This window comes from Streptomyces sp. NBC_01571, assembly GCF_026339875.1.
GTDB lineage: Bacteria > Actinomycetota > Actinomycetes > Streptomycetales > Streptomycetaceae > Streptomyces.
Genome location: NZ_JAPEPZ010000001.1, coordinates 1794444 through 1817275, shown reverse-complemented (window position 1 = coordinate 1817275; position 22832 = coordinate 1794444). Strand labels below are relative to the sequence as shown.

5 protein-coding genes are annotated in these 22832 nt (G+C 74.3%); all 5 read left to right on the top strand.

Going from position 1 to position 22832, the window contains the following annotated elements; translation table 11 throughout:
• The first annotated feature begins 16 nt into the window (after positions 1 to 16).
• The 5 genes from OHB41_RS08230 (at position 17) to fabD (ending at position 22831) form a co-directional block, all read left to right on the top strand.
• Positions 17 to 6817 (top strand): SDR family NAD(P)-dependent oxidoreductase, encoded by a 6801-nt coding sequence (locus OHB41_RS08230; RefSeq protein WP_266697295.1) that lies wholly within the window; start codon positions 17 to 19, stop codon positions 6815 to 6817.
• Complete coding sequence (locus OHB41_RS08225) at positions 6814 to 15441, top strand: type I polyketide synthase (RefSeq protein WP_266697294.1); 8628 nt, start codon at positions 6814 to 6816, stop codon at positions 15439 to 15441. The genes OHB41_RS08230 and OHB41_RS08225 overlap by 4 nt, the downstream gene beginning before the upstream one ends.
• Positions 15442 to 15648: 207 nt before the next feature.
• A complete protein-coding gene (locus OHB41_RS08220; protein ID WP_266697293.1) occupies positions 15649 to 16497 on the top strand; it encodes a hypothetical protein in 849 nt (282 codons plus the stop codon).
• On the top strand, positions 16494 to 19571 hold the full coding sequence (locus OHB41_RS08215; protein ID WP_266697292.1) for a non-ribosomal peptide synthetase: 3078 nt from the start codon (positions 16494 to 16496) through the stop codon (positions 19569 to 19571). Before OHB41_RS08220 ends, OHB41_RS08215 begins: the two co-directional genes overlap by 4 nt.
• Positions 19572 to 19594: 23 nt before the next feature.
• Positions 19595 to 22831 (top strand): ACP S-malonyltransferase, encoded by a 3237-nt coding sequence (gene fabD, locus OHB41_RS08210; protein WP_266697291.1) that lies wholly within the window; start codon positions 19595 to 19597, stop codon positions 22829 to 22831.
• The last annotated feature ends 1 nt before the right edge of the window (position 22832 follow it).

The window sequence follows — 22832 nt, the reverse complement described above, 5'->3', positions numbered from 1 at the left end:
CGGGGAAGAGAACCTGATGGACTCCTTAGACGGGCTGACCTGTACCGTCGTGATCCGGGGCAGCGACCCCGTGTTGCGCGACCACCGTGTTCACGGCACCCGGATCCTGCCCGGGGTGTCGTTTCTCGACATCATCCTGCGGGTGGTGCGAGCCCGGGGCGCCGATCCCGGCGGTGTCGAGCTGCGCCGTGTGCTGTTCCGCAACCCGGTCGCCGCCGGGCCGGACTTCGACACCGAGCTGACGCTGCGCTTCGCCCGCGACGACGGGCACTTCCGGGTGTCGGTCACCGGCACCCGCCGCCCCTCCGGGCAGAGCGAACCGGTCCTGGACTGCCAGCTGTACCTGAGCCTGCCGTTCCCGCAGCGCCGGCGGGACCTGGAGGCCCTGCGCGCCGCCGCACGGCAGACCGTCGACATGGCCGACCTGTACACGACGGTCCGCGCGACCGGTATCGAGCACGGCGAGTTCATGCGGGCCCTCGGCACCCTGCACGCCGGGCCGGACGAACTGCTAGCGGACCTCTCGCTGAGCGCCCAGGCCGCCGAGTACGCCGAGTACTTCCACCTCCATCCCGCGGCGCTGGACTCCTCGACGCTGCTGCCCACCCAGTTCGCCGAGGCCGTGCCGGGCGACGAGGCACGCCCGTACATCCCGATGCTGATCGAATCGGTCCGGGCCGCAGGACCGCTGGGCTCGCAGACCCTGGTGCACGCCACCCCGCCGCGCCCGGCCGGGCCCGACGGCGACCTGACCACGTGTGACCTGGAGTTCCACGCCCCGGACGGGACCGTCGTCGCTTGGCTGCACGGCCTGACCTCCAAACGGATCCGGGACGCCGCGGCGATCACCCGCCTTGAGGCACGCCCCCCGGCGGCGCAGGACGGCGACCGGATCGTCCGTGAGCTGATCGAGGCGAGGACCGGCCGCGCCGACTTCGACGAGACGGCAGGGTTCTACGAGCTCGGCCTGGACTCGACGGCGCTGCTGGGGATCGCCGCCGACCTGGAACGGGTCTTCGGCGTCGACTTCTCCCCGACCCTGCTGTTCGAGCACAACACGTTCACCCTGCTGGCCGACCACCTACAGCAGTACGAGGTCGTGGCGACCCCGCCCGCGGAACCGGTGACCGAGACGACCGCCGAGACCACGACGACCGCCGACACCGAGGTGCCCGCCGAGGTGGTGTGGTTCGAGGCGCACTGGCACACGGCCGCGCTGCCGCCGCCCGGAGTGCCTGAGACGCACTGGGTCACCACCGGCGCGCACAACCGGGCGGACTGGCCGTCCGCGCTCGCGGACACCGCCGCGGCCGGTGTGCTGTGGCAGCCCGCCGATCCGGCCGACCTCACCGGTGAGGCGGTCGCGCTGAGCGAGTTCCTGGCAGCCGCGATCCGCGCGGGGCGGAGCACCCTGCGGCTGGTCTGCCACGTCGAGGACGACGACGCGCCGGTCACCGCTGTCGCGGGCCTGTTCCGCACCGCGGTGCGGGAGAACCCGGGCATACGGGCCGCGGTGGTCCGTTCGCCACGCCGGGCCGACGCGCTGGCCGAACTGGCGGCCGGGGCACCGGACGTGGAGGTGCGCTACGCGCACGGCACCCGCCGGATCCGACTCGCCCGGCCCATGCCGGCACCGGCGGACCGGGCGTCCCTGCGAGAGCGCGGCGTCTACCTGATCACCGGAGGGCTCGGCGGGGTCGGGCTGGCCCTGGCCCGGCATCTGGCCCGGTCGGTGCACGCCCGGCTCGTCCTGGGCGGCCGCACCCCGGCCGATCCGTCCGTGACCGCCGAGCTGACAGCCCTCGGCGCCGAGGCGGTCACCGTGGTGATGGACGTGACCCGCGCGGACGATGTGGACCGCGCGGTGCGCACCGCGGTGGACCGCTTCGGAGTGCTGCACGGGGTGGTGCACGCCGCCGGCGTGCTGCGTGACGGGTTGCTGGCAGGGAAGAAGGCCGATGACATACGGGCGGTGCTCGCCCCCAAGGTCGACGGCGCCCGTCACCTCGAGGCAGCCACCCGGCGCCTGAGCCTGGACTTCCTGGTGCTCTGCTCGTCCACTGCCGGCACCTGGGGCAATCCGGGGCAGGCCGACTACGCGTGTGCGAACGCGTACCTGGACCTGCTCGCCGGCACCCGCCGCGACATCGTGTCGGTGGGCTGGCCGGCCTGGGCGGAAGGCGGCATGCCGGTCGATGACGCCGCGCTGCGCCGGATGGGCCTGCGGGAGCTGGAGACCCCGGCCGCCGTCGACGTACTGCTGGCCGCCGTGGGCAGCGGCCGCTCCCACGTCGTGGTCCTGAACGGGGACCCGGCCCGGATCACGGCCGAGTTCACCCCGCCGCAGGCGGACCCCGAGCCGGTCGGCACCGACGACGACGCGATCGCCGTGGTGGGCATCAGCGGCCGCTACCCGATGGCCCGTGACCTCGACGAGTTCTGGGCAAACCTGCGCGACGGCCGTGACTGCATCAGCACGGTGCCGGCCGACCGCTGGGACCACGCGGCGATCTACTCCGAAGACCGCCACACGCCGGGACGCTCGTACGGCAAATGGGGCGGGTTCATTTCGGGGGTGGATGAGTTCGACGCGGGGTTCTTCCACATCTCGCCGAACGAGGCGGCCGTGCTGGACCCGCAGGAGCGGCTGTTCCTGCAGGAGGCGTGGCACGCGTTCGAGGAGGCCGGCCATGCGCCGTCGGCCTGGCGCGGCCGGTCCGTCGGCGTGTTCGCCGGGGTGATGTACAACCAGTACCAGCTGTACGGCGTCGGCGCGGAGCCGGGCCCGGTGCCCTCGTCGTTCAGCGCGTCGATCGCCAACCGGGTGTCGTACTTCCTGGACCTCCGCGGACCGAGCATCGCCCTGGACAGCATGTGCTCGTCCTCGCTGACCGCGCTGCACTTGGCCGTCGAGGCCATCCGGCAGGGGGAGTGCGAGGCGGCCCTGGCCGGTGGCGTCAACCTGGCCGTGCACCCGAACAAGTACCTGCTGCTGAGCCAGTCCTCCTTCCTGTCCACCGACGGGCGTTGCCGCGCCTTCGGCGAGGGCGGGGACGGCTACGTGCCCGGCGAGGGCGTCGGCGTGCTGCTGCTGCGCCCGCTGCGGGACGCGCTGCGGGACGGCGACCATGTGCACGCCGTCATCCGTGGTACCGCGGTCAACCACGGCGGCCGTACCGCCGGATTCTCCGTGCCGAACCCGGCATCGCAGGCCGCCCTGATCGCCGGGTCGCTGCGGCGCGCCGCGGTAGACCCCGACCACCTCGGCTACCTGGAGGCGCACGGCACCGGCACCAGCCTCGGCGACCCGATCGAGGTCGCCGCGCTGGAGGACGCCTTCGACCGGATCGGCGCCGGCCCGGGCCCCTGGCCGATCGGGTCGGTCAAGTCGAACATCGGGCATCTGGAGTCCGCGGCCGGCGTCGCGGCGCTCACCAAGGTCGTACTCCAACTGCGTCATCGGGAACTCGTCCCGTCCCTGCACGCCGACCTGCTGTCCAGCGCGGTGCGGTGGGAGACCGCTCGGTTCCGGGTGCAGCGCGAACGGGCGCCGTGGCCGGGACGTGCGGACGCGCCGCGGACCGCGGCGATCAGCTCTTTCGGTGCCGGCGGGGCCAACGCGCACGTCGTCCTCGCCGAGTGGCCGAAGCCGCCGGCCGTGCCGGAACCGACCGAGCCGCGGCTGTTCGTGGTGTCCGCCCGGGACACCGCCCGCCTCGACGAGAGCGTGGCCCGGCTGGTGACCCACTTGGAGGGCACCGGCGGGGACGTGGCCGCGGCCGTGACCGCGCTGCTGACCGAGGTCGGTGCGACCGCGGCACGGCCCGACGAGCCGTTCGCCGAGTTGGGCCTGGACTTCCCGCAACTGGCCGACCTCGCCCACCGCGTTCAGGCGGTGTTCGGAACCCGCCCGGCGATCGACGGCGAGACCACCGCCGAGGGCCTGGCCGCCGCCCTGCCCACGGCCGCCGTTGCGGTGGACCCGGCGGCGCTGGCGTACACCTTGTGGTCCGGGCGTGAGCACCTGGACGAGCGGCTCGCCGTCGTGGCCACGACCAACGCCGAACTCCTGACGGCGCTGCGCACCGGGGTCGGCTGCCACCGCGGCCGCCGGCGGAAACCGGCCGCCGCGGTGACCGGTGACGACCTCGACGCGCTCGCCGCCACCTGGGTCACCGGGGCCGAGATCGCCCCGCCGATGCCGGCGCGAGCGCGCCGGCTGTCGCTGCCCGGCTACCCGTTCGCCCGGGACCGGCACTGGGTGACCACCGGCACGGACCCCGGCCGGGCGCGGGCCGACCTGGTGGAGCTGCCCGGCGGACATGTGCTGTCGGCCCAGATCTCGCGGGACGGCCACGGCTGGCTGGCCGACCACGCCGTCGACGGGAACACGCTGGTGCCCGGCACGTTCTTCGCCGACCTGGCCCTGCAGGCCGGCGCCCGGCTCGGCCGGCCGGTCGTGGCCGAGCTGGTGATCGAGGCGCCGCTGCCGTTCGGCGACGCCGACCTGCGGCTCACCGCGGCCCGGCCCGGCGACGACGGGCGGTGCGCCTTCGAGGTGCACGCCCGCGCCGCCGGAGAACCGGCCTGGACCCGGCACGCCACGGGCGCGCTCGCCCCCGCAGGTGGCGTCGCGACCGAGCCGCCACCGCTGCCCGGCGACGCCGAGGAACTCGACCTCACCGGCTTCTACGACCGGCTGCCCGGCTACGGTCCCGCCTTCCAGGGACTGCGCTGCGCCTGGCGGGCCGGCGACACCGTGTACGCGGACGTCACCGTGCCCGGCGGTGACGCCGGCCCGTACGCCGTGCACCCGGTTCTTCTCGACGCGGCGCTGCACGCGGTGGCTCTCGGCGGATTCGTCCCCGGCGGCCGCGCCCACCTGCCGTTCGCCTGGTCTGCGATCCGGGTCGCGGCGAGCGGCGCGGTCGCCGCGCGGGCCTGCGTCGCCCCGGTCCGGCCCGGTGTCGTCTCGGTGCGGCTCACCGATGCTGCCGGCGGGCTGGTCGCCTCGGTGGACGCGGTGACCCTGCGCCCCGCCGGAGCTTCGGCCGACCCGCTCTACCGCGTCGACTGGGTGCCTCTCGACGACATCGGTCCCGGCTCGCCCGGCCGGTACGCCGTCGTGGGCCCGGACCGGGACGGCATCGGCGCCGCGCTCACCGCCGCGGACGTGACCGTGACCCGAGCCGACACTCCGGCGGCGCTGACCGAACCCGCCGAGGTGGTGATCGTGCCGGTCACCGCGACGGGGACGTCGGCGTCCGCCGCGTTCGAGCTGACCCGTGACGTCCTCGCCCAGGCCCGGCACTGGCTCGGCGAGACCCGCTTCGGCGGCGCCCGCCTGGTCTTCGTCGCCACCGATCCGGGCCCGGCCACGGCCGCCGCATGGGGGCTGCTGCGCTCGGCGCAGTCCGAGCACCCCGGCCGCTTCGGTCTCGTCGAGCTGTCCGGGAAGGACGCGGCGCAGATTCTGCCGCGTGCCCTGGCCACCGGCGAGCCGCAGTTGGCGGTCCGCGACGGGCGGGTGCTGGCGGCGCGCCTGGTGCGCGCTCCGGCCACCGAGGCGCCGCCGCCGCGCCGGCCGGGCACGCTGCTCGTCACCGGCGGCAGCGGTGGCCTCGCCACCCCGGTGGTACATCACCTGGTCGCCGAACACGGATTCACCGACGTGCTCCTGGTCAGCCGCAGCGGGCGCGTCCCCGCGGGCCTCTCCGGGCTGAACGCGCGGATCGAGCCGGTCGTCTGCGACGTCGGTGACCGGGACGCGCTGGCCGCGCTGCTGGCCGGCCGGACGATCGGCACCGTGGTGCACGCCGCCGGGGTGCTCGATGACGGGGTGGTGACCGCGCTGGACACCGGCCGGCTGGAGACCGTGTGGCGGGCCAAGGCCGATGGCGCCCACCACCTCCACGAGCTGTTGCCCGAGGCCGAGCTGGTGCTCTTCTCCTCGGCGGCCGGCGTGCTCGGCGGGCCCGGCCAGGGCAACTACGCCGCGGCCAACGCGTATCTGGACGCGCTGGCCCGGCACCGGGTCGCGGCAGGTGGCCGGGCGGTCTCGGTGGCCTGGGGGCCGTGGGACCTCGACGACGGTATGACCGCCGACCGCGAACGCCTGGCCCGCGCGGGTCTCGCACCGCTGACGGCCGAGGCGGGACTGCGCCTGCTGGACGCCGCCCTGGCCGGTACGGAACCGGAGGTGGTCGCGCTGCGGTGGGGCCCGGACACCCCGGCGGTCGTCCCCCCGATACTGGGCGGCCTGCTGAGCGCCGCACCGGCCGTCGTCGCCGACCCGGGCCTGGCCGGGCTGGGATCCGCGGAGCTGCGCGCTCACCTCTCCGGCCTGGTCCGCGGCGAGGCCGCGGCCGTGCTCGGCTACGCCGGTGCCGCCGCGATCGACCCGGGGCGCTCCTTCCAGGAACTGGGTTTCGACTCGCTGAGCTCGGTGGAGTTCCGCAACCGCCTCGGCGCGGCGCTCGGCCTGACGCTGGAGGCGACCCTCGTCTTCGACCATCCCACCCCCGGCGATCTGGTGGAGCACCTCGCCGGGCGGTTCAACGGCGACACCGGTGGGGCCGACGACCTGCCGGCGCTGTTCGCCGACTTCGACCGCCTCGCCGCCGGCCTGACCGGGGCGGCCACCGACGAGGTGTTTCGCGGCCGGGTGGTGCAACGGGTGCGTGAGCTGCTCACGGCCCTGAGCCCGGAGACCGCCGAGGCGCCCCTGGATGTGTTCGCCACCGCGACCGACGACGAGGTGTTCGCCCTGATCGACGCCGAGCTCGGCAGCCCCATACCGGGTCAGGAGGACCGATGAGCAGCGAGGACAAACTCCGTGACTACCTGCGCCGTGTCACTGCGGAGTTGCAGGTCACCCGCCGGCGGCTGCGGGAGGCGGAGAGCCGGTCCGCCGAGCCGATCGCCCTGGTCGGCATGGCCTGCCACTACCCGGGCGGCGTCGAGTCGCCCGAGGACCTCTGGTCGCTGGTTGCCGAGGGCCGCGACGGCATCACGGGACTCCCCCGCGACCGCGGCTGGGATGTGGACGGGCTGTACCACCCCGACCCCGACCACCCCGGCACCTCCACGGTCCGTGACGGCGGATTCCTGCACGACGCCCCGGCCTTCGACGCCGGCTTCTTCGGCATCTCGCCGAAGGAGGCGCTGTACACCGACCCGCAGCAGCGGCTGATCCTGCAGACCTCGTGGGAGGCGGTGGAGCGGGCCGGTCTCGACCCGGCGGTGCTGCGGGACACCCGTACCGGGGTGTTCACCGGGGTGATGCACCACGACTACCACGGCGCCCAGGGCGGCGGCAGCGTCGTGTCCGGGCGGGTCGCGTACCAGCTCGGGCTGCGCGGCCCGGCCGTCACCGTGGACACCGCGTGCTCGTCGTCGCTGGTCGCGCTCCACCAGGCGGTCCGCGCCCTGCAACGCGGCGAATGCGACATGGCGCTGGTCGGCGGGGTCACCGTGATGGCCACGCCGAGCGCGTTCGTCGAGTTCAGCCGGCAGCGCGGGCTCGCCCCGGACGGGCGGTGCAAGCCCTTCGCGGCGGCTGCCGACGGCACCGCCTGGTCCGAGGGCGTCGGCGTGCTGGTGCTGGAACGGCACTCCGCCGCGGTGGCGGCCGGCCGCCGGGTGCACGCGATCGTCCGCGGCGTCGCCGTCAACTCCGATGGGGCCAGCAACGGCCTGACCGCCCCGAACGGCCCCGCGCAGCGCCGCGTGATCCAGGACGCCCTGGTCGACGCCGGCCTCACCCCGGCCCAGGTCGCGGCGGTGGAGGCGCACGGCACCGGCACCCCGCTGGGCGACCCGGTCGAGGCGCAGGCGGTGCTCGCGGTGTACGGCGGCGACCGCCCGCGACCGCTGTGGCTGGGTTCGATCAAGTCCAACCTCGGGCACACCCAGGCCGCGGCGGGCGTGGCCGGGATCATCAAGATGGTGCTGGCCATGCGGCACGGGGTGCTGCCGCGCACGCTGCACCTGGACCGGCCCACGCCGTACGTGGACTGGTCGGCCGGAGCGGTCGAGCTGCTGGCCGAGCCGGTGCCGTGGCCGGCCGGCGACGAACCGCGCCGCGCGGCCGTCTCGTCCTTCGGCGTCAGCGGCACCAACGCGCACGTCATCCTGGAGGAGCCCGCGGCGGCCACCCCGGCACCCGGCATCGAGCCCGCAGAGTCATGGCCGTGTGCCTGGGCCGTGTCCGGCCGGTCGCCCGCAGGGCTGCGCGCCCAGGCCGCCGCGCTCGCCGCCGATCTCGCCGCCCGGCCCGACCAGGACCCGCGGGACGTCGCGTCGTCCCTCGTCACGACGCGGACCGCGCACGAGCACCGGGCCGTGGTCTGCGCCGCCGACCGTGACGGACTGCTGGCCGGACTCGCCGACGTCGCCGCCGGACGGCCGTCACCGACGGTGGTGGAGGGCGTCACCGGAGCGCCCGGTCCGGTGGCCTTCCTCTTCCCCGGCCAGGGATCGCAGTGGCGGGATATGGCGGTGCGGCTGCTGGGGAGCAACACGGTCTTCCGGGACCGGATCGCCGAGTGCGAGGCCGCGCTCGCGCCGTACGTCGACTTCGAGCTGACCGCCGTACTGCGCGGCGAGCAGGACTACGACCGGGTCGACATCGTGCAGCCGGTGCTGTTCGCGATGATGGTGGCTCTGGCCGAGGTGTGGCGTTCGGTGGGCGTGACCCCGGCTGCGGTCGCCGGCCACAGCCAGGGGGAGATCGCCGCCGCGTACGTCGCCGGTGCGCTGACCCTGCCGGACGCCGCCCGGGTGGTGGCGCTGCGCAGCCAGGCGCTGGTGGAGCTGTCCGGCCTCGGCGGCATGATGTCGGTGGCGCTGCCCGCCGAGCAGGTCCGCGAACGCCTGCGCGCCTGGGGCGGGCGGCTGTCGCTGGCCGCGGTCAACGGCACCTCCTCGGTCGTGGTCTCCGGTGACGGTGACGCCCTGGACGAGCTGCTCGCCGAGCTGGAGGCCGCGGGGGTACGGGCCCGTCGGGTGGACGTGGACTACGCCTCGCACAGCGCGCACGTGGAACGCGTACAGGAGAGGGTCCGCGCCGCGCTGGCCCCGGTGGTCCCGCGCCCGCCGGCCGTACCGTTCTTCTCCTCGGTCGAGGGCCGGTGGATCGACGGCGACGACACGTTCGACGCCGACTACTGGTACCGCAACCTGCGCGAGCCGGTCCGTTTCGACGAGGCCGTCACCGCACTCGCCGGCCACGGCTGCACCACGCTGCTGGAGGTCAGCCCGCACCCTGTGGTGGCCACCGGCGCCCAGGAGACGGTGGATGCGATCGGCGCCGAGGTCGCCGTCCTGCACACGCTGCGCCGTGACGAGGGCGGACTGGACCAGCTGGTCCGGGCGCTGGCGCAGCTGCATGTGCAGGGGGTCCGTCCGGACTGGTCCGCGGTGTGGCCCGGGGCCCGGCCGATCGAGTTGCCCACCACCGCGTTCGTGACCGAGCGGTACTGGCTGCCGGCCGGCGGCGGAGACCCGTCCGCCCTGGGCTTGGACGCCGTGGAGCATCCGGTCCTGCGGGCCGCCGTGCCCGGGGCCGACCGGCTCGTGCTGACCGGACGGCTGTCGGCCGCGACCCACCCGTGGCTGGCGGACCACACCGTCGAGGGGCATGTCGTGCTCCCCGGCGCCGCCATGGTGGACCTGGTGTCCCGGGCCGGTGACGAGGCCGGTTGCCCGGTGATCGACCAGCTGACCCTGCTCGTCCCGGTCGTGGTGCCGGAAGGCGCCGAGGTCCGGCTGCTGATCGAGGCCGGCGAGCCCGGTACGGACGGGTCACGGGACGTGACCGTGCAGGGCCGGGTCGGCGCCGGTGGCTGGACCCTGCACGCCACCGCCGTCCTCACGCCCGGCGGTGATCCGCCGCCGCCCGCGGCGACCGCCTGGCCACCGGCCGGCGCCGAGCCGCTCGACGTGGACGAGCTGTACGAACGGCTGGACAGTGCCGGACTGCGGTACGGGCCGGTGTTCCGCGGCGTCCGCGCACTGTGGCGCGACCGGGCCGGGGACCTGTACGCCGAGGTCGCGCTGCCCGGCGCCGAGCCGGGCGGGTTCGGCGTTCACCCCGCGCTGCTGGACGCCTGTCTGCACCCGCTGGCGCTCAGCGACCTTCGCACCGGGGCGCAGGACCGGCCCGCGCTGCCGTTCGAGTGGACCGGGGTCCAGGTGCACGCCGTGGGCGCGGACACCGTCCGGGCCACGCTCACCGGCGCCCGGGACGGCGCCGTCCGCATCGAGCTGACCGACCCGGCGGGGACGCCGGTCGCGTCGGTGCGGTCCCTGGTGCTCAGCCCACTCCCGGACGGCGCACTCGGCCTGCCGGACCGCGGTGACCTGCTGCTTCCGCAGTGGGCGCCCCTGACGCTGCCGGACAGTCCCGCCGCCGGGTACGCGGTCCGCGATCCCGCCCTCGCCCGGTTGCTGCGGGTGTCGCCGAGCGACGACGTCGCGCCGTTCGTCCTGGTCCCGGCACCGTCTGGCCCGCCCGCCGCGGCTTCCGAGCGGGCGCTCGCCCTGGTGCAGGAGTGGCTGGCCGACGAGCGCCGGGCCACGTCCACTCTCGTCGTGGTGACCCGGCGGGTGCTCGACGATCCCGGCGAGGCCGCGACCGCGGCGCTGGTGCGCTGTGCCCAGCTGGAACATCCGGACCGCTTCGCGGTGCTCGACCTCGCCGACGGCGATGACGCCACCGTCGCAGCGGTGCCGGCCGCGCTGGCCGCCGGCGAGCCGCAGGTGGGCCTCGCCGCCGGCGCCGCGCGGGAGTTGCGGCTGGTCCGGGTGTCCCCGGCGAGCGAACCGGCCGGCGACTTCGGCACCGTCCTGGTGACTGGTGCCTCCGGCACGCTCGGCGGGATCGTCGCCCGGCACCTGGTGCACGACCTGGGCGTCCGCGACCTGGTGCTGGCGAGCCGGCGGGGGCCGCAGGCCCCGGAGGCGGCAGCCCTGGCCGCGGAGCTGACCGCCGCTGGCGCGCACGTCGCCGTGGTGGCGTGCGACGTCGCGGACCGGGCGGAGCTGACCGCGCTGCTCGACACGACCGACGTCGGCACGGTGGTGCACGCCGCCGGGGTGCTCGACGACGGGCTGGTCGCCGACCTCACGCCGGAGCGGCTGGCCCGGGTGCTGCGCCCCAAGGTCGACGCGGCCTGGCTCCTGCACGAACTGCTCCCGCAGGCCCGGCTCGTCCTGTTCTCCTCCGCGGTGGGTGTGCTCGGCAGTCTCGGCCAGGCGAACTACGCCGCGGCCAACGCCGCCCTGGACGCGCTGGCCCGGGTACGCCAGGCCGCCGGGCTACCGGGTGTCTCGCTGGCCTGGGGCCTGTGGGCCGACGAGAGCACCATGACCGATGGTGCCGACCTGGCCCGATTCCGCCGCTCGGGGTTCCCGCCGCTCCCGCGCGACGCCGCCCTGGCCGTGCTGGACGCCGCCCTGACCGTCGCCGAGCCGGTACTCGTGCCGATCCGGCTCGACCTGGCCGCGCTGCGTGCCACCGGCGACGCCGTGCCGCCGGTCATGCGGGCCCTCGCCGGGACGCCGGCGCGGCGTACGGCCACCCGCGGCGGTGTCGCCGACTCCGAGTTGGTGGCCCGGCTCGCCGGCAAGAGCCCGGCCGACCGGCACCGGGTGCTGCTTGATCTGGTGCTGGGGCACGCCGCCGCCGTGCTGGGGCACGCCTCACCCGACACGATCGACCCGGACCGGGCGTTCAAGGACGCCGGGTTCGGCTCGCTCAGCGCGGTTCAGTTGCGCAACCGGCTCTCCGGTGCGACCGGGCTGCGGCTGCCGGTCACGCTCGTGTTCGACCACCCCAACCCGGCCGCGCTGGCCCGGCACCTCGGCGAACGTCTGGCCGGCGCGGAGCAGCCGAGCGCCGCCCCGGTGACCGCGGGCACCGCGGACGACCCGGTGGTGGTGGTCGGCATCGGCTGCCGGCTGCCCGGCGGCGTCCGCGGCCCGGACGACCTGTGGGACCTGCTGGTCTCCGAACGGGACGCGATCGTGCCGTTTCCGGACGACCGCGGCTGGCCCCTCGCGGAGCTGCATGACCCGGACCCGGACGCGCCCGGCACCTCGTACGCCCGGTCCGGCGGGTTCGTCTCCGGTGTGGCCGAGTTCGACGCCGCCTTCTTCGGGGTGTCGCCGCGGGAGGCCGTGGCGATGGACCCGCAGCAGCGGCTGCTGCTGGAGACCGTCTGGGAGACGTGCGAGGACGCCGGCATCGACCCGGACACGCTGCGCGGCACCAGCACCGGCGTGTTCATGGGCGCCATGTACCAGGACTACGGCCGGCTGCTGGAGGGCGCCGCGGCCGAGGGGTTCCTCGCGCCGGGCGTCGGCGGCGGCGTGCTGTCCGGAAGAGTGGCGTACACCTTCGGGCTGCAGGGGCCGACCGTCACCGTGGACACTGCCTGCTCGTCGTCGCTCGTCGCGTTGCACCTGGCCGCACAGGCGATCCGGGCCGGAGAGTGCGACCTTGCGTTCGCCGGCGGGGTGACCGTGCTCGCCACGCCCGCGGTGTTCGTGGAGTTCAGCCGCCAGCGCGGGCTCGCCGCGGACGGCCGGTGCAAACCGTTTGCCGCGGCCGCCGACGGCACCGGCATGGGCGAGGGCGTCGGCGTGGTCCTGGTCGAGCGGCTGTCGCGGGCCCGCGAGCACGGTCACCAGGTGCTGGCCGTGCTGCGCGGCAGCGCGGTCAACTCCGACGGGGCGAGCAACGGGCTCACCGCGCCGAACGGCCCGGCCCAGGAGCGGGTGATCCGGGCGGCGCTGACCGCCGCCGGGCTGGGCCCGGCCGACGTCGACGCGGTCGAGGCGCACGGTACGGGCACCGTCCTCGGCGATCCGATCGAGGCGCAGGCGGTGCTCGCGGTGTACGGCGGCGACCGCCCGCGACCGCTCTGGCTGGGCTCGATCAAGTCCAACCTCGGGCACACCCAGGCCGCGGCCGGTGTGGCCGGGGTGATCAAGGCGGTGCTGGCGCTGCGGCACGGCGTGCTGCCGCGCAGTCTGCACATCGACGAGCCGTCTCCGCACGTGGACTGGACCGCCGGCGACGTGGCGCTGCTGGCCTCGGCGCAGCCCTGGCCACGGCACGAGGCGCCGCAGCGCATGGGGGTGTCCTCGTTCGGCATCAGCGGCACCAACGCTCATGTGGTGATCGAGGAGGCGCCGTCGGCGCCGGACGCGGAGGAGGAACGGCCGGTCCTCGACGGGGTGCCGTGGCTGCTGTCGGCACGGTCCGAGGCGGCGTTGCGTGAGCAGGCCGCCCGCCTGGCGGCGACCGCTGCCACGGATCCGTCGGCGGTCGCGTACGCGCTGGCCACCACCCGCGCCGTCCACAAGCACCGGGCGATGGTCACCGGCGCGGACGAGACCGCGCTGCGGACCGGGCTGGCCGCCCTCGCCGAGGGGAACACCGGGCCGGCCGTGCTGCGCGCCACCGCCGCGCGGCACCGGCTGGTCCTGGTCCTCACCGGCCAGGGCAGCCAGCTGCCCGGGATGGGGCGCGGACTGTACGAGACATTCCCTGAGTACGCGCGGGCCTTCGACGAGGTGAGCGCGCACTTCACGCTGGACACCCCGCTGCGTGAGGTGGTGTGGGGCGACGGCAGCCTGCTCGACCGCACGGAGTACACGCAGCCCGCCCTCTTCGCGCTCCAGGTGGCCCAGTTCCGGCTGGTCAGCGCCTGGGGATTGCGGCCGGAGATGCTGATCGGCCACTCGATCGGCGAGCTGTCCGCGGCGTACCTGGCGGGCATGCTCACGCTCGACGACGCCGCCACGCTCGTCACCGCCCGAGGGCGGGCCATGGCGGGGTTGCCGGCTGGTGGCGCGATGGTGTCCGTCCGTGCCGCCGAGGCGGTGGTCCTGCCGCTCCTGGCCGGGTACGCCGACCGGGTGTCGATCGCCGCGGTGAACGGCCCGGACGCGGTCGTGCTCTCCGGGGACGAGGACGCCGTGCTGGAGATCGCCGGCGTGCTGTCCGATCGGGGGCATCGCACCCGCCGTCTGCGGGTGGGGACGGCGTTCCACTCGGCCCGGGTAGAACCGGCGCTCGCCGGGTTCCGGGCGGTCGCCGAGGCGGTCACGTTCCAGCAGCCCCGGATTCCGATCGTCTCCACGGTGCGGACCGACGAGAAGATGATCTCGCCGGCGTACTGGGTGGACCAGCTGCGTGGCTCCGTTCGCTTCCTCGACGCGGTGCAGGAGGCGGACCGGGCGGGTGGTACCGCGTTCCTGGAGCTGGGCCCGGACGCGGTGCTCGCCCCGGCCGTCCGCGCCTGCCTGCCCGCGGCGCCGGTTCCCCCGGTGGCGCTGGCCCGGCGGGACCGCCCGGACGCCCGGGTCGCCCTCGGCGCGCTCGGCGCCCTGCACACATACGGGGTGCGCGTCGACTGGCCAGCCGTGTACGCGGGCCGTGAGCCGCGGCGCTGCCCCTTGCCGCGGTATGTGTTCCAGGGCCGCCGGTACTGGCCCGAGCCGGTACCACCGGCCCCGGCATCCGACGCTCTCTGGTCGGTGCTGGACTCCGGCGACCCGGCAGCCGCGCTGAGCATGCTCGGCCTGCGCGGCGACGAGACACCGCACCAGGTTCTCGCGGCCGTGGCACGGTTGCGGCCCGGCGCCGGTACGACCCGGCGACCGGTGCGGTGGCGTCTGGTCCCGGACGGCGTGCCCCCGGTCCTGGACATGACCGTAGCGCTGGTGCCACCGCCCGGGGACGACCAGGACCTGACCGATGCGCTCGCCGGCGCGCTGGCCAGACACGGCGCCCGGGTGACGGTCGACGCCGCCGAGCGGCCCGATCTGGTGATCGTCCTGCCCGGTGCCGAACCGGCCGGGACGCCCGAGGTGCCGTTGTGGGTTCTCACCCGGGACGGCTCGCTGCCGGCCGCGGATCACGTCGTCGACCTTCCGCCGGAGATGGATGCCCGGGCCCGGGCCCGGCTGTGCGCCGTGATCGGGCAGGGGTACACCGCGGCACGGATCCGGCCGGAGGGTGTGTTCGCCGCCGAGTACGGGGACGAGGATCCGTCTGCTCCGGCGCTCCTGAGCGAGGCGGCGCCCGAGCCACCCGCGGGCGCCGAGCCCTCGGTTGCGCCCGCCGGGTCCGGTCCGTCCGGCGGATTGCGGGCGGCGCTGGCGCGGCTGCCCCGCGACCGGTGGGACGCCGAGGTCCTGACCGGAGTGCGGGAGCTGGCAGCGGCCGTGCTGGGGCACGACTCGGGCGCCGAGATCGGCGCCGGCGACGAGTTCTTCGATCTGGGACTGTCCTCGGTCACCGCGCTGGAACTGCGTGATCACCTGGGCACGCTGACCGGTCTGGAATGGGCGGCGGATGTGCTTTATGAATGCCCCACTCCGCAGGCTCTCGCGGATCTCGTGGTTGCGCGAATGAGTGAGGGGGAATAGCCGGTCGGCTGACGGACGAATCATTTATTTCGGCGAGGTCCGCACCGGGCCTTGCCTGTTGGGGCATGCCAAAAATTGCTCGAAAAATGCCCAGAAAATCGAGGTAGACAACGCCCCGATTGGTTAATAGCATCGGCGAAGAACGGCTCCGGCGATGCGTGAAAAATTGCCCGGCATTGACCTTTCGATATTCAGGAGAATTGCCAGATGCCAAGCCCTGCCGTGTGGAATGTGGTGCTCGACGCAGCATCGGACGCCGACGTCGTGCTCGCCACCGACTTCCCGGTGACGGGCCGCAACGAGGGCGGTTTCACCGACCTGACGCCCAGCCTGGAACTGGACTGCGCCCTGTGGCAGACCGTCGCCCCGGCCCGGGTCCCCGGCCCCGGCATCGACCAGGACGAGTACCTCGCGCCCTGGCTGGCCGAGGTCGCCGCGAGCGGACGTACGGTCCGGGCGGTCCTCGGCTACTGCGCCGGATCGGTCTTCGCCGGTGCCCTGGCCGAGCGGATCGCCGCCCGGCAGCCGACGGCCCCGCAGGTGGTGGTCTTCGACCCCGAACTCGTCGACGTGCCCACCGTCCACCTGCAGTTCGGCCGGGTCATCGGCAACATGACCGCCGTGCTGACCCCGGCCGAGGCCGACGAGCTGGCCGGCGCGGCGGAGCGCCTGGCCGCCCGGCCGGGCATCACACCGGCCGAGTTCGCCGCCGAGCTCTACGCGATCTTCGAGCCGATCGGCTCGGCCGCGCTGCGCCGCGCCGGCCTCGACGAGGGCTACGCCGGTGAACTGGTGGCACTGGTCGGCTCGTTCATGACCTATCTCGGCGTCGCCGCCGGACTGGACCCGCGGCCCGGCTGGTCCCGGGCCACCGTCATCACCTCGGCGAGCCCGGCCAGCGGACTCAACCGGATGCGCGCCACCCCCGGCCTGGCACCGATCGGAGTCGCCGACGAGGTCCGGTTCGACGTGGAGCACCGCGACCTGCTGCGCACCCCGGAGGTCGCCACGACCGTGGCCGGCCTGCTCGGCGCCGGCTCGCAGGCCCGCCGATGACGGCCGGAGCCGCGGACGCCCACATGCGCGCCTCGCGCAAGGAGACCGCCCTGTGGCTGCTCGACGACCTCGTGCCCGGCAGCGGTGCCAACAATCTGTCGCTGGCCTTCCGTGTCGCCGGCCGCCTCGACCCGACGGCCCTGGCCGCGGCACTCGACCTGCTGCCACGCCGGTACGAGGTGCTGCGCACGGTCTTCCACCGCACCGACGACGCCCTGACCAGGACCATCCTGCCCAGCATCGGCATCGAGCCGGAGCAGGCCGCCGGGCACGGTGACGAGCGCGGCACGCTGACCGCTTTCGTGGCCCGCCCGTTCCGGGCCGACGGGAGCCCGCTGCTGCGCGCCCTGCTGCTGCACGGCCCCGACGAAGACGTCTTCTGTCTCGCACTGCACCACGCCATCGCCGACGTGCAGTCCACCGCCCTCCTGCGCGCCCAGCTCGTCGAGTTCTACGAGGCGGCGCTGGCCGGCCGGACCCCCGAGCCGGCCCCGGTGCCCGCCTGGCACGAGCCCGAACCCTCCGAGCAGAGCGTGACGTTCTGGCGCGACACCATGGCCGGGTTCCGCTCGTCCGGCTTGGAGCTGTGGTGCGAGAAGCCGGCCCCGGCCACCACCACGCTGGAGGGCGACGAGGTCACCCACGTCCTGTCGCCCGAGGCGCACGAGGTCGTCCGGCGGCTGCAACGCGAGCTGCGCGCGCCCGAGTCGGTCGTCCTCCTCACCGCGTACGCGGTGCTGCTGGCCGGGCACGGCGCCGGCCCCGACCTGACCATCGGATCGCCGGTCAACTCGCGCGGCCGGGAGGCGGCCGGGGCGGTCGGCTACCACAGCAACCTGGTCACGCTGCGCCTGCTGACCGAGCGCACGGCCGGTTTCCGGGAGCTAGTCGGCCGGGCGCGCCGGGTGTTCATGGAGGCGATGGCCCACGCGGACATGCCCGCCGACGAACTGCTCGACGTGATCGAGCGCGACGGTTCCGGCTGGCGCAACGTGTTGTTCCGCCATGTGTTCAACTACGTGCCGTTCACCGCCGACCAGCGCACCTTCACGGTGGCCGGCGCCGCAGCGGAACTGGTCGTGGTCGAGAACGGGTTCAGCCAGTTCGACCTGGAATTCTTCGTGACCTCCGACCGTGACAGCGCAACCGTGCGCGCGGCGTTCTACACCGGAGTCCTGGACAGGGCAGACGTCGAGCTGATGGTCCGTCGCTATGACGCGCTGCTGGTCGCCGTCGGCGCCGCCCTGGACACGCCGGTCGGCTCGCTGTCGATCTGGTCGCCCGAGGACCACGCGATCATCGAAGCCGCCAACACGACCCACCAGCCGATCGACCTGACGTCGGTGCTCGCCGGATTCGCCGAGCGCGCCGCGGCCGAGCCGGACGCCATCGCGATGCGGGACGGCGATCAGCTGGTGAGCTACGGCCGCCTGTGGTGCGCCGCCGTGCACACCGTCGAGCGACTGACGGCGGCCGGTGTCCGCCCTGGCAACGTCGTCGCGCTGCTCGTGCCGCGCGGTGCGGCGCTGGCCGCCGCGGTGTTCGGCACGTGGCTTGCCGGAGCGTCGTACCTGCCGCTGGACCCGCACCACCCGGCGGAGCGGATCGCCTACCAGCTCGACGACGCGGGCGCCCGGGTGGTGGTGACCGGCGACGGGCTCACCGCGCCCGGCGACCGGCGCACGATCCCGGCCCCTGACGTCGACGCCGCCCCCACCGTCCCCGTAGACGCCGGCATGGCGGGCGTGGCCGGGCCGGACGCCCTCGCGTACGTGATCTACACGTCCGGATCGACGGGACGGCCGAAGGGCATCCCGATCACGCACCGGAGCCTGGTCAACCACATCACCGACTACGCGGTGCGCTTCGGCGTCGCCACGACGGCGCGGCCCACCGGCTGGCTCAGCACATACAGCTTCGACACCTCGTCGCTGGAACTGATGATGCCGCTGCTGCACGGCGGCCACACGGTCGTGCTGCCCGACGAGGCCCGCACCGACGGAGCCCTGCTGGCCGAGGAGATACGCGCCCACGACATCGGATTCCTCCAGGCGACACCGACCACCTGGCGACTGGTCGCCGACCGCATCACCGATCTGGTCGCTGGCCGCACGCTGCTCAGCGGTGGTGAGCCCCTGCCCGGTGGGCTGGCCGCGACCCTGACCGCGGCGGGCGCCGAACTGTGGAACGTCTACGGCCCGACGGAGAGCACGATCTGGGCGACCGCGGGCCGGGTACCGACGGATCTCGGCGACCGAGTGGACGTGGGGACGCCGATCGCCAACACCCGGGTCTTCATCGCCGGCCCGAACGGGGAACCGTTGCCGATCGGCCTGCGCGGCGAGCTGTGCGTCGCCGGAGTCGGTGTCGCCTCCGGCTACCACGGACGGCCCGGCCTCACCGCCGAGCGCTTCGGGGTGAACTCCCCGTGGGGACGCTTCTATCGCTCGGGAGATGTGGCGCGCTGGCTGCCGGACGGCCGCATCGACCTGTTAGGCCGCATTGACCGGCAGGTGAAGCTGCGCGGCAACCGGATCGAGCTGGGCGAGATCGAGGCGGTGCTGTCCGATCATCCGGACGTCGAGGCGGCCGCCGTGCTGGTGGTCGGCGACCCCGCCGCGGACGGCAGCCTGGCCGCCTTCGTACAGGTGCCGCACCGGCCCGAGGCGGTGGACGAGCTCTGGGAGCACGCCCGGCAGCGGCTGCCACGCTCGGTGGTGCCGCACCGGTTCCTCGCGGTGGAGGCGTTCCCGCGCACCGGAAGCGATAAGGTCGACTACCTGGCACTGGCGGACCTCGCCGCGCGACAGCCGGCCGCGGCCGGCGGCGACACCGCGGGTGCGGCCGGCGGCGACGCGTTCACCGCCACCCTGACCAAGCTCTTCGCCGAGTTGCTCGGTCGGCCGGACCTGGACGCCGACGCCCACTTCTTCACCAGCGGCGGCCACTCGCTGCTCGCCGCTTCGCTCGCGCAGCGCATCAAGGACGAGACCGGCGTCCGGCTGGCTCTCACCGACGTGTTCGAGAACCCGACCCCCGCCGCGCTGGCCGGCCGCCTGCGCGGGCTCGCGTGAGCGACCGAAGAGGACCCCTCACCATGCTGACACCGGTCTTCCTCTTCGCGGGCCAGGGCTCCCAGTACCACGGCATGGGCCGGTGGCTCTACGGTGCCGACCCGGTCTTCCGCGATGCTCTGGACTCTCTGGACGCGGTGGTGCGCGATGTCCACGGCGACTCGGTCGTCGCCGCGATCCACGGCGACGGCCGCGGCGCGGAGACGGCGATGACCCGCCTGTCGCTCACGCAGCCGGCCATCTTCATGGTCGAGTACGCGCTGGCCCGCATGCTGCGCGCCCGCGGCTTCGAGCCGGAGCTGGTGCTCGGCGCCAGCCTGGGCGAGGTCGTCGCCGCCACGGTGGCCGGCATCTTCGACCCCCAGGAATGCCTGCGCTCGCTGCTGGACCAAGTGGCGCTCTTCGAGGCGGAGTGCCCGCGCGGCGGAATGCTGGCGGTCCTCGCCGATGCCGCCCTCGTCGACCGCGATCCCGCGCTGGCCGGGGCACATCTGGCTGCGATCAACGGGCCGGACAACTTCGTGCTCGCGGGCACGGCCGACCGGCTCGACGACATCGAGCGCCACTTGAACGCCTCAGGTGTGCTCTGCCAACGGCTTCCGGTGCTGTACCCGTTCCACTCACCGCTGATCGACGGCGTGCGCGACGCGTTCACGAAGCTCGTGGGCGGTCTCACCCCGCGACCCGCCACGATCCCGCTGATCTCCGGAACGACCGGTGCCGAGATACACCGCCCCGACTCGGACCACTTCTGGCAGGTCCTGCGCGAGCCGTTCGACCTGACACGAGCCCTCGAACCGCTGCTGGCCCGCGACGATCTGCTCTTCCTGGACCTGGGCCCGTCCGGGTCGATGGCCAACCTGGTGCGGGCGCGGCTTCCCGAGGGCAGCCGGTCCCGGGTGTTGCCGCTGCTCTCCCCGTACGCCCGGGACGAGGTGCTGTACCAGGCGGTGCTCGACACCCGCTCGCTCATCGCCGCACCGGCTCGACGAACCGAGGTGACCACCATGACCGCTGAGACGCCCGTGGCCGACCCCGCCACCCCGGGCGACGGCTTCGACGTCTATGTCTTCCCCGGCCAGGGCGCTCAGGCCAAGGGAATGGGCCGAGACCTGTTCGACCGGTTCCCCGAGCTGGTCGAACGGGCCGACGCCGTCCTGGGGTACTCGATCCGTGAGCTGTGCCTGGAGGACCCCGGCCGCAACCTGCGCGACACCCGGTACACCCAGCCCGCCCTGTACGTGGTCGACACCCTCACCTGGCTGGCCGCCCTGCAAGAGGGCGGCCGCCTGCCCGACTACCTGCTCGGGCACAGCCTCGGTGAGTTCGCCGCCCTGTTCGCTGCGGGCGTGTACGACTTCGAGACCGGGCTGCGCCTGGTCGCCGAACGCGGCCGGCTGATGGGACAGGTCACCGGCGGCACGATGGCGGCGGTCTCGGCCGTCGACGCCGACCTGGTCCGGGAGGTGCTGCGCGACGCCGAGCTGTCCGGACTGGACATCGCCAACTACAACGCGCCGACCCAGACAGTCATCGCGGGCCCGGCCGACGCGGTCAACCGTGCGCTTGCGGTGTTCAAGGACAAGGGCGCCCGCTGTGCCCCGCTCAACGTCAGCGCCCCCTTCCACAGCCGCTACATGGCGCAGGCCGCGGAGGAGTTCGGGCGCCTGCTGGATGCCACGACGTTCGCCGCCCCGAAGATCCCCGTGATCAGCAACGTCGACGCCCGGCCGTACGCGCCGGACGCCGTGGCCGCCACGCTGCGCCGCCAGATCGTCTCCCCGGTGCGGTGGACCGACAGCATCCGGCTGCTGATGGGCCGAGGTGACTTCCGGGTCCGTGAACTGGGCCCGGGGCAGGTGCTGACCAAGCTGATCGCCCGGATCCGGGAGGAGGCCACACCGCTCCGACCCGAGCCGGAACGGATCGTGGCGCTGACCGAGCCGGTCAGTGCTGCGGCGCCGCGGTGCGCGGAGCTTGGGTCGGCGGCGTTCCGGCGCGACCACGGGGTTCGGCACGCCTACGTCGCTGGCGGCATGCACCACGGCGTCAGCTCCGTCGAGTTGGTCGCCCGGCTCGCCCGCTCCGGCCTGCTTGGCTGCTTCGGTGCGGCCGGGCTCCCGCTCGCGGACGTCGTCGGCGCGATCCGCGGCATCCGGGCGGCAGCCGGGGCTGCCGCGCCGTTCGGGGTCAACCTCACCCATGACCCGTTCAACCCGCGCGCTGAGGTCGACCTGGTCGACCTGCTGGTCCGTGAGAATGTTCGTCTCGTCGAGGCGGCCACGTACGTCGAGGTGACCCCCGCGCTGGTGAGGCATCGTCTGACCGGGGCCCGCATCCTGGCGGACGGCACCGTGCACGCCCCACGCAAGCTGCTGGCCAAGGTGACCCGCCTGGACACCGCCCGCCTGTTCTTCGCGCCGCCGCCGCGCTCCTTCGTGGCACGGCTGGTCGACGACGGACTGCTCACCGCCGAGGAGGCCGCGGTCGGCGAGCGGATCGCCCTGGCCGACGACATCTGCGCGGTCGGCGACGGAGCCGACTACACCGACCAGGGCGCACTGCCCGCGCTGCTGCCTTCGGTGCGCCGGCTGCGGGCGCAGCTCGGCGGGGTCGCCTCCGGCGTACGCGTCGGGGGTGGTGGAGGCATCGGCTCTCCGGAGTCGGCCGCAGCCGCTTTCGTACTGGGTGCCGACTTCATCCTTACCGGATCGATCAACCTCTGCACCGCCGAGAGCGGGCTCAGCGAATCTGCCAAGGACCTGCTGCCGAACCTCGACGTGCACGACACCGCGTACGCCCCGTACGGCGCGCTGTTCGAGCTCGGCGGCCGGGCCCGGGTGCTGCGGAAGGGCGTCCTCTTCCACGTACGCGCCGGCAAGCTCTACGACCTGTGGCGTACCTACGACTCCTGGGACGCCGTGCCCGGCCGGATCCGGTCCCGGGTGGAACGCGACTACTTCGGCGCAGGTTTCGAGGAACTGGCGTCGCGGGTCGTCCCCGCCGGCGAGTCGGCCGACCCCAAGCGCCGGATGGCCCTGGTCTTTCGTTGGTACTGCGCCCAAGCCCAGCGGTGGGCGATCGAGGGCACCCCGGAGCGCGTCGCGGACTACCAGGTGGCCTGCGGGCCGGCGCTGGGCGCCTGCAACCACTGGCTGCGCGGCACCCCGTACGAGGCCTGGCGCGACCGGCACGCCGACGAGCTGGCCGACCGACTCATCACCGAAGCCGCCGAGATCGTCGGGTCCGCCGGCGTCTAGC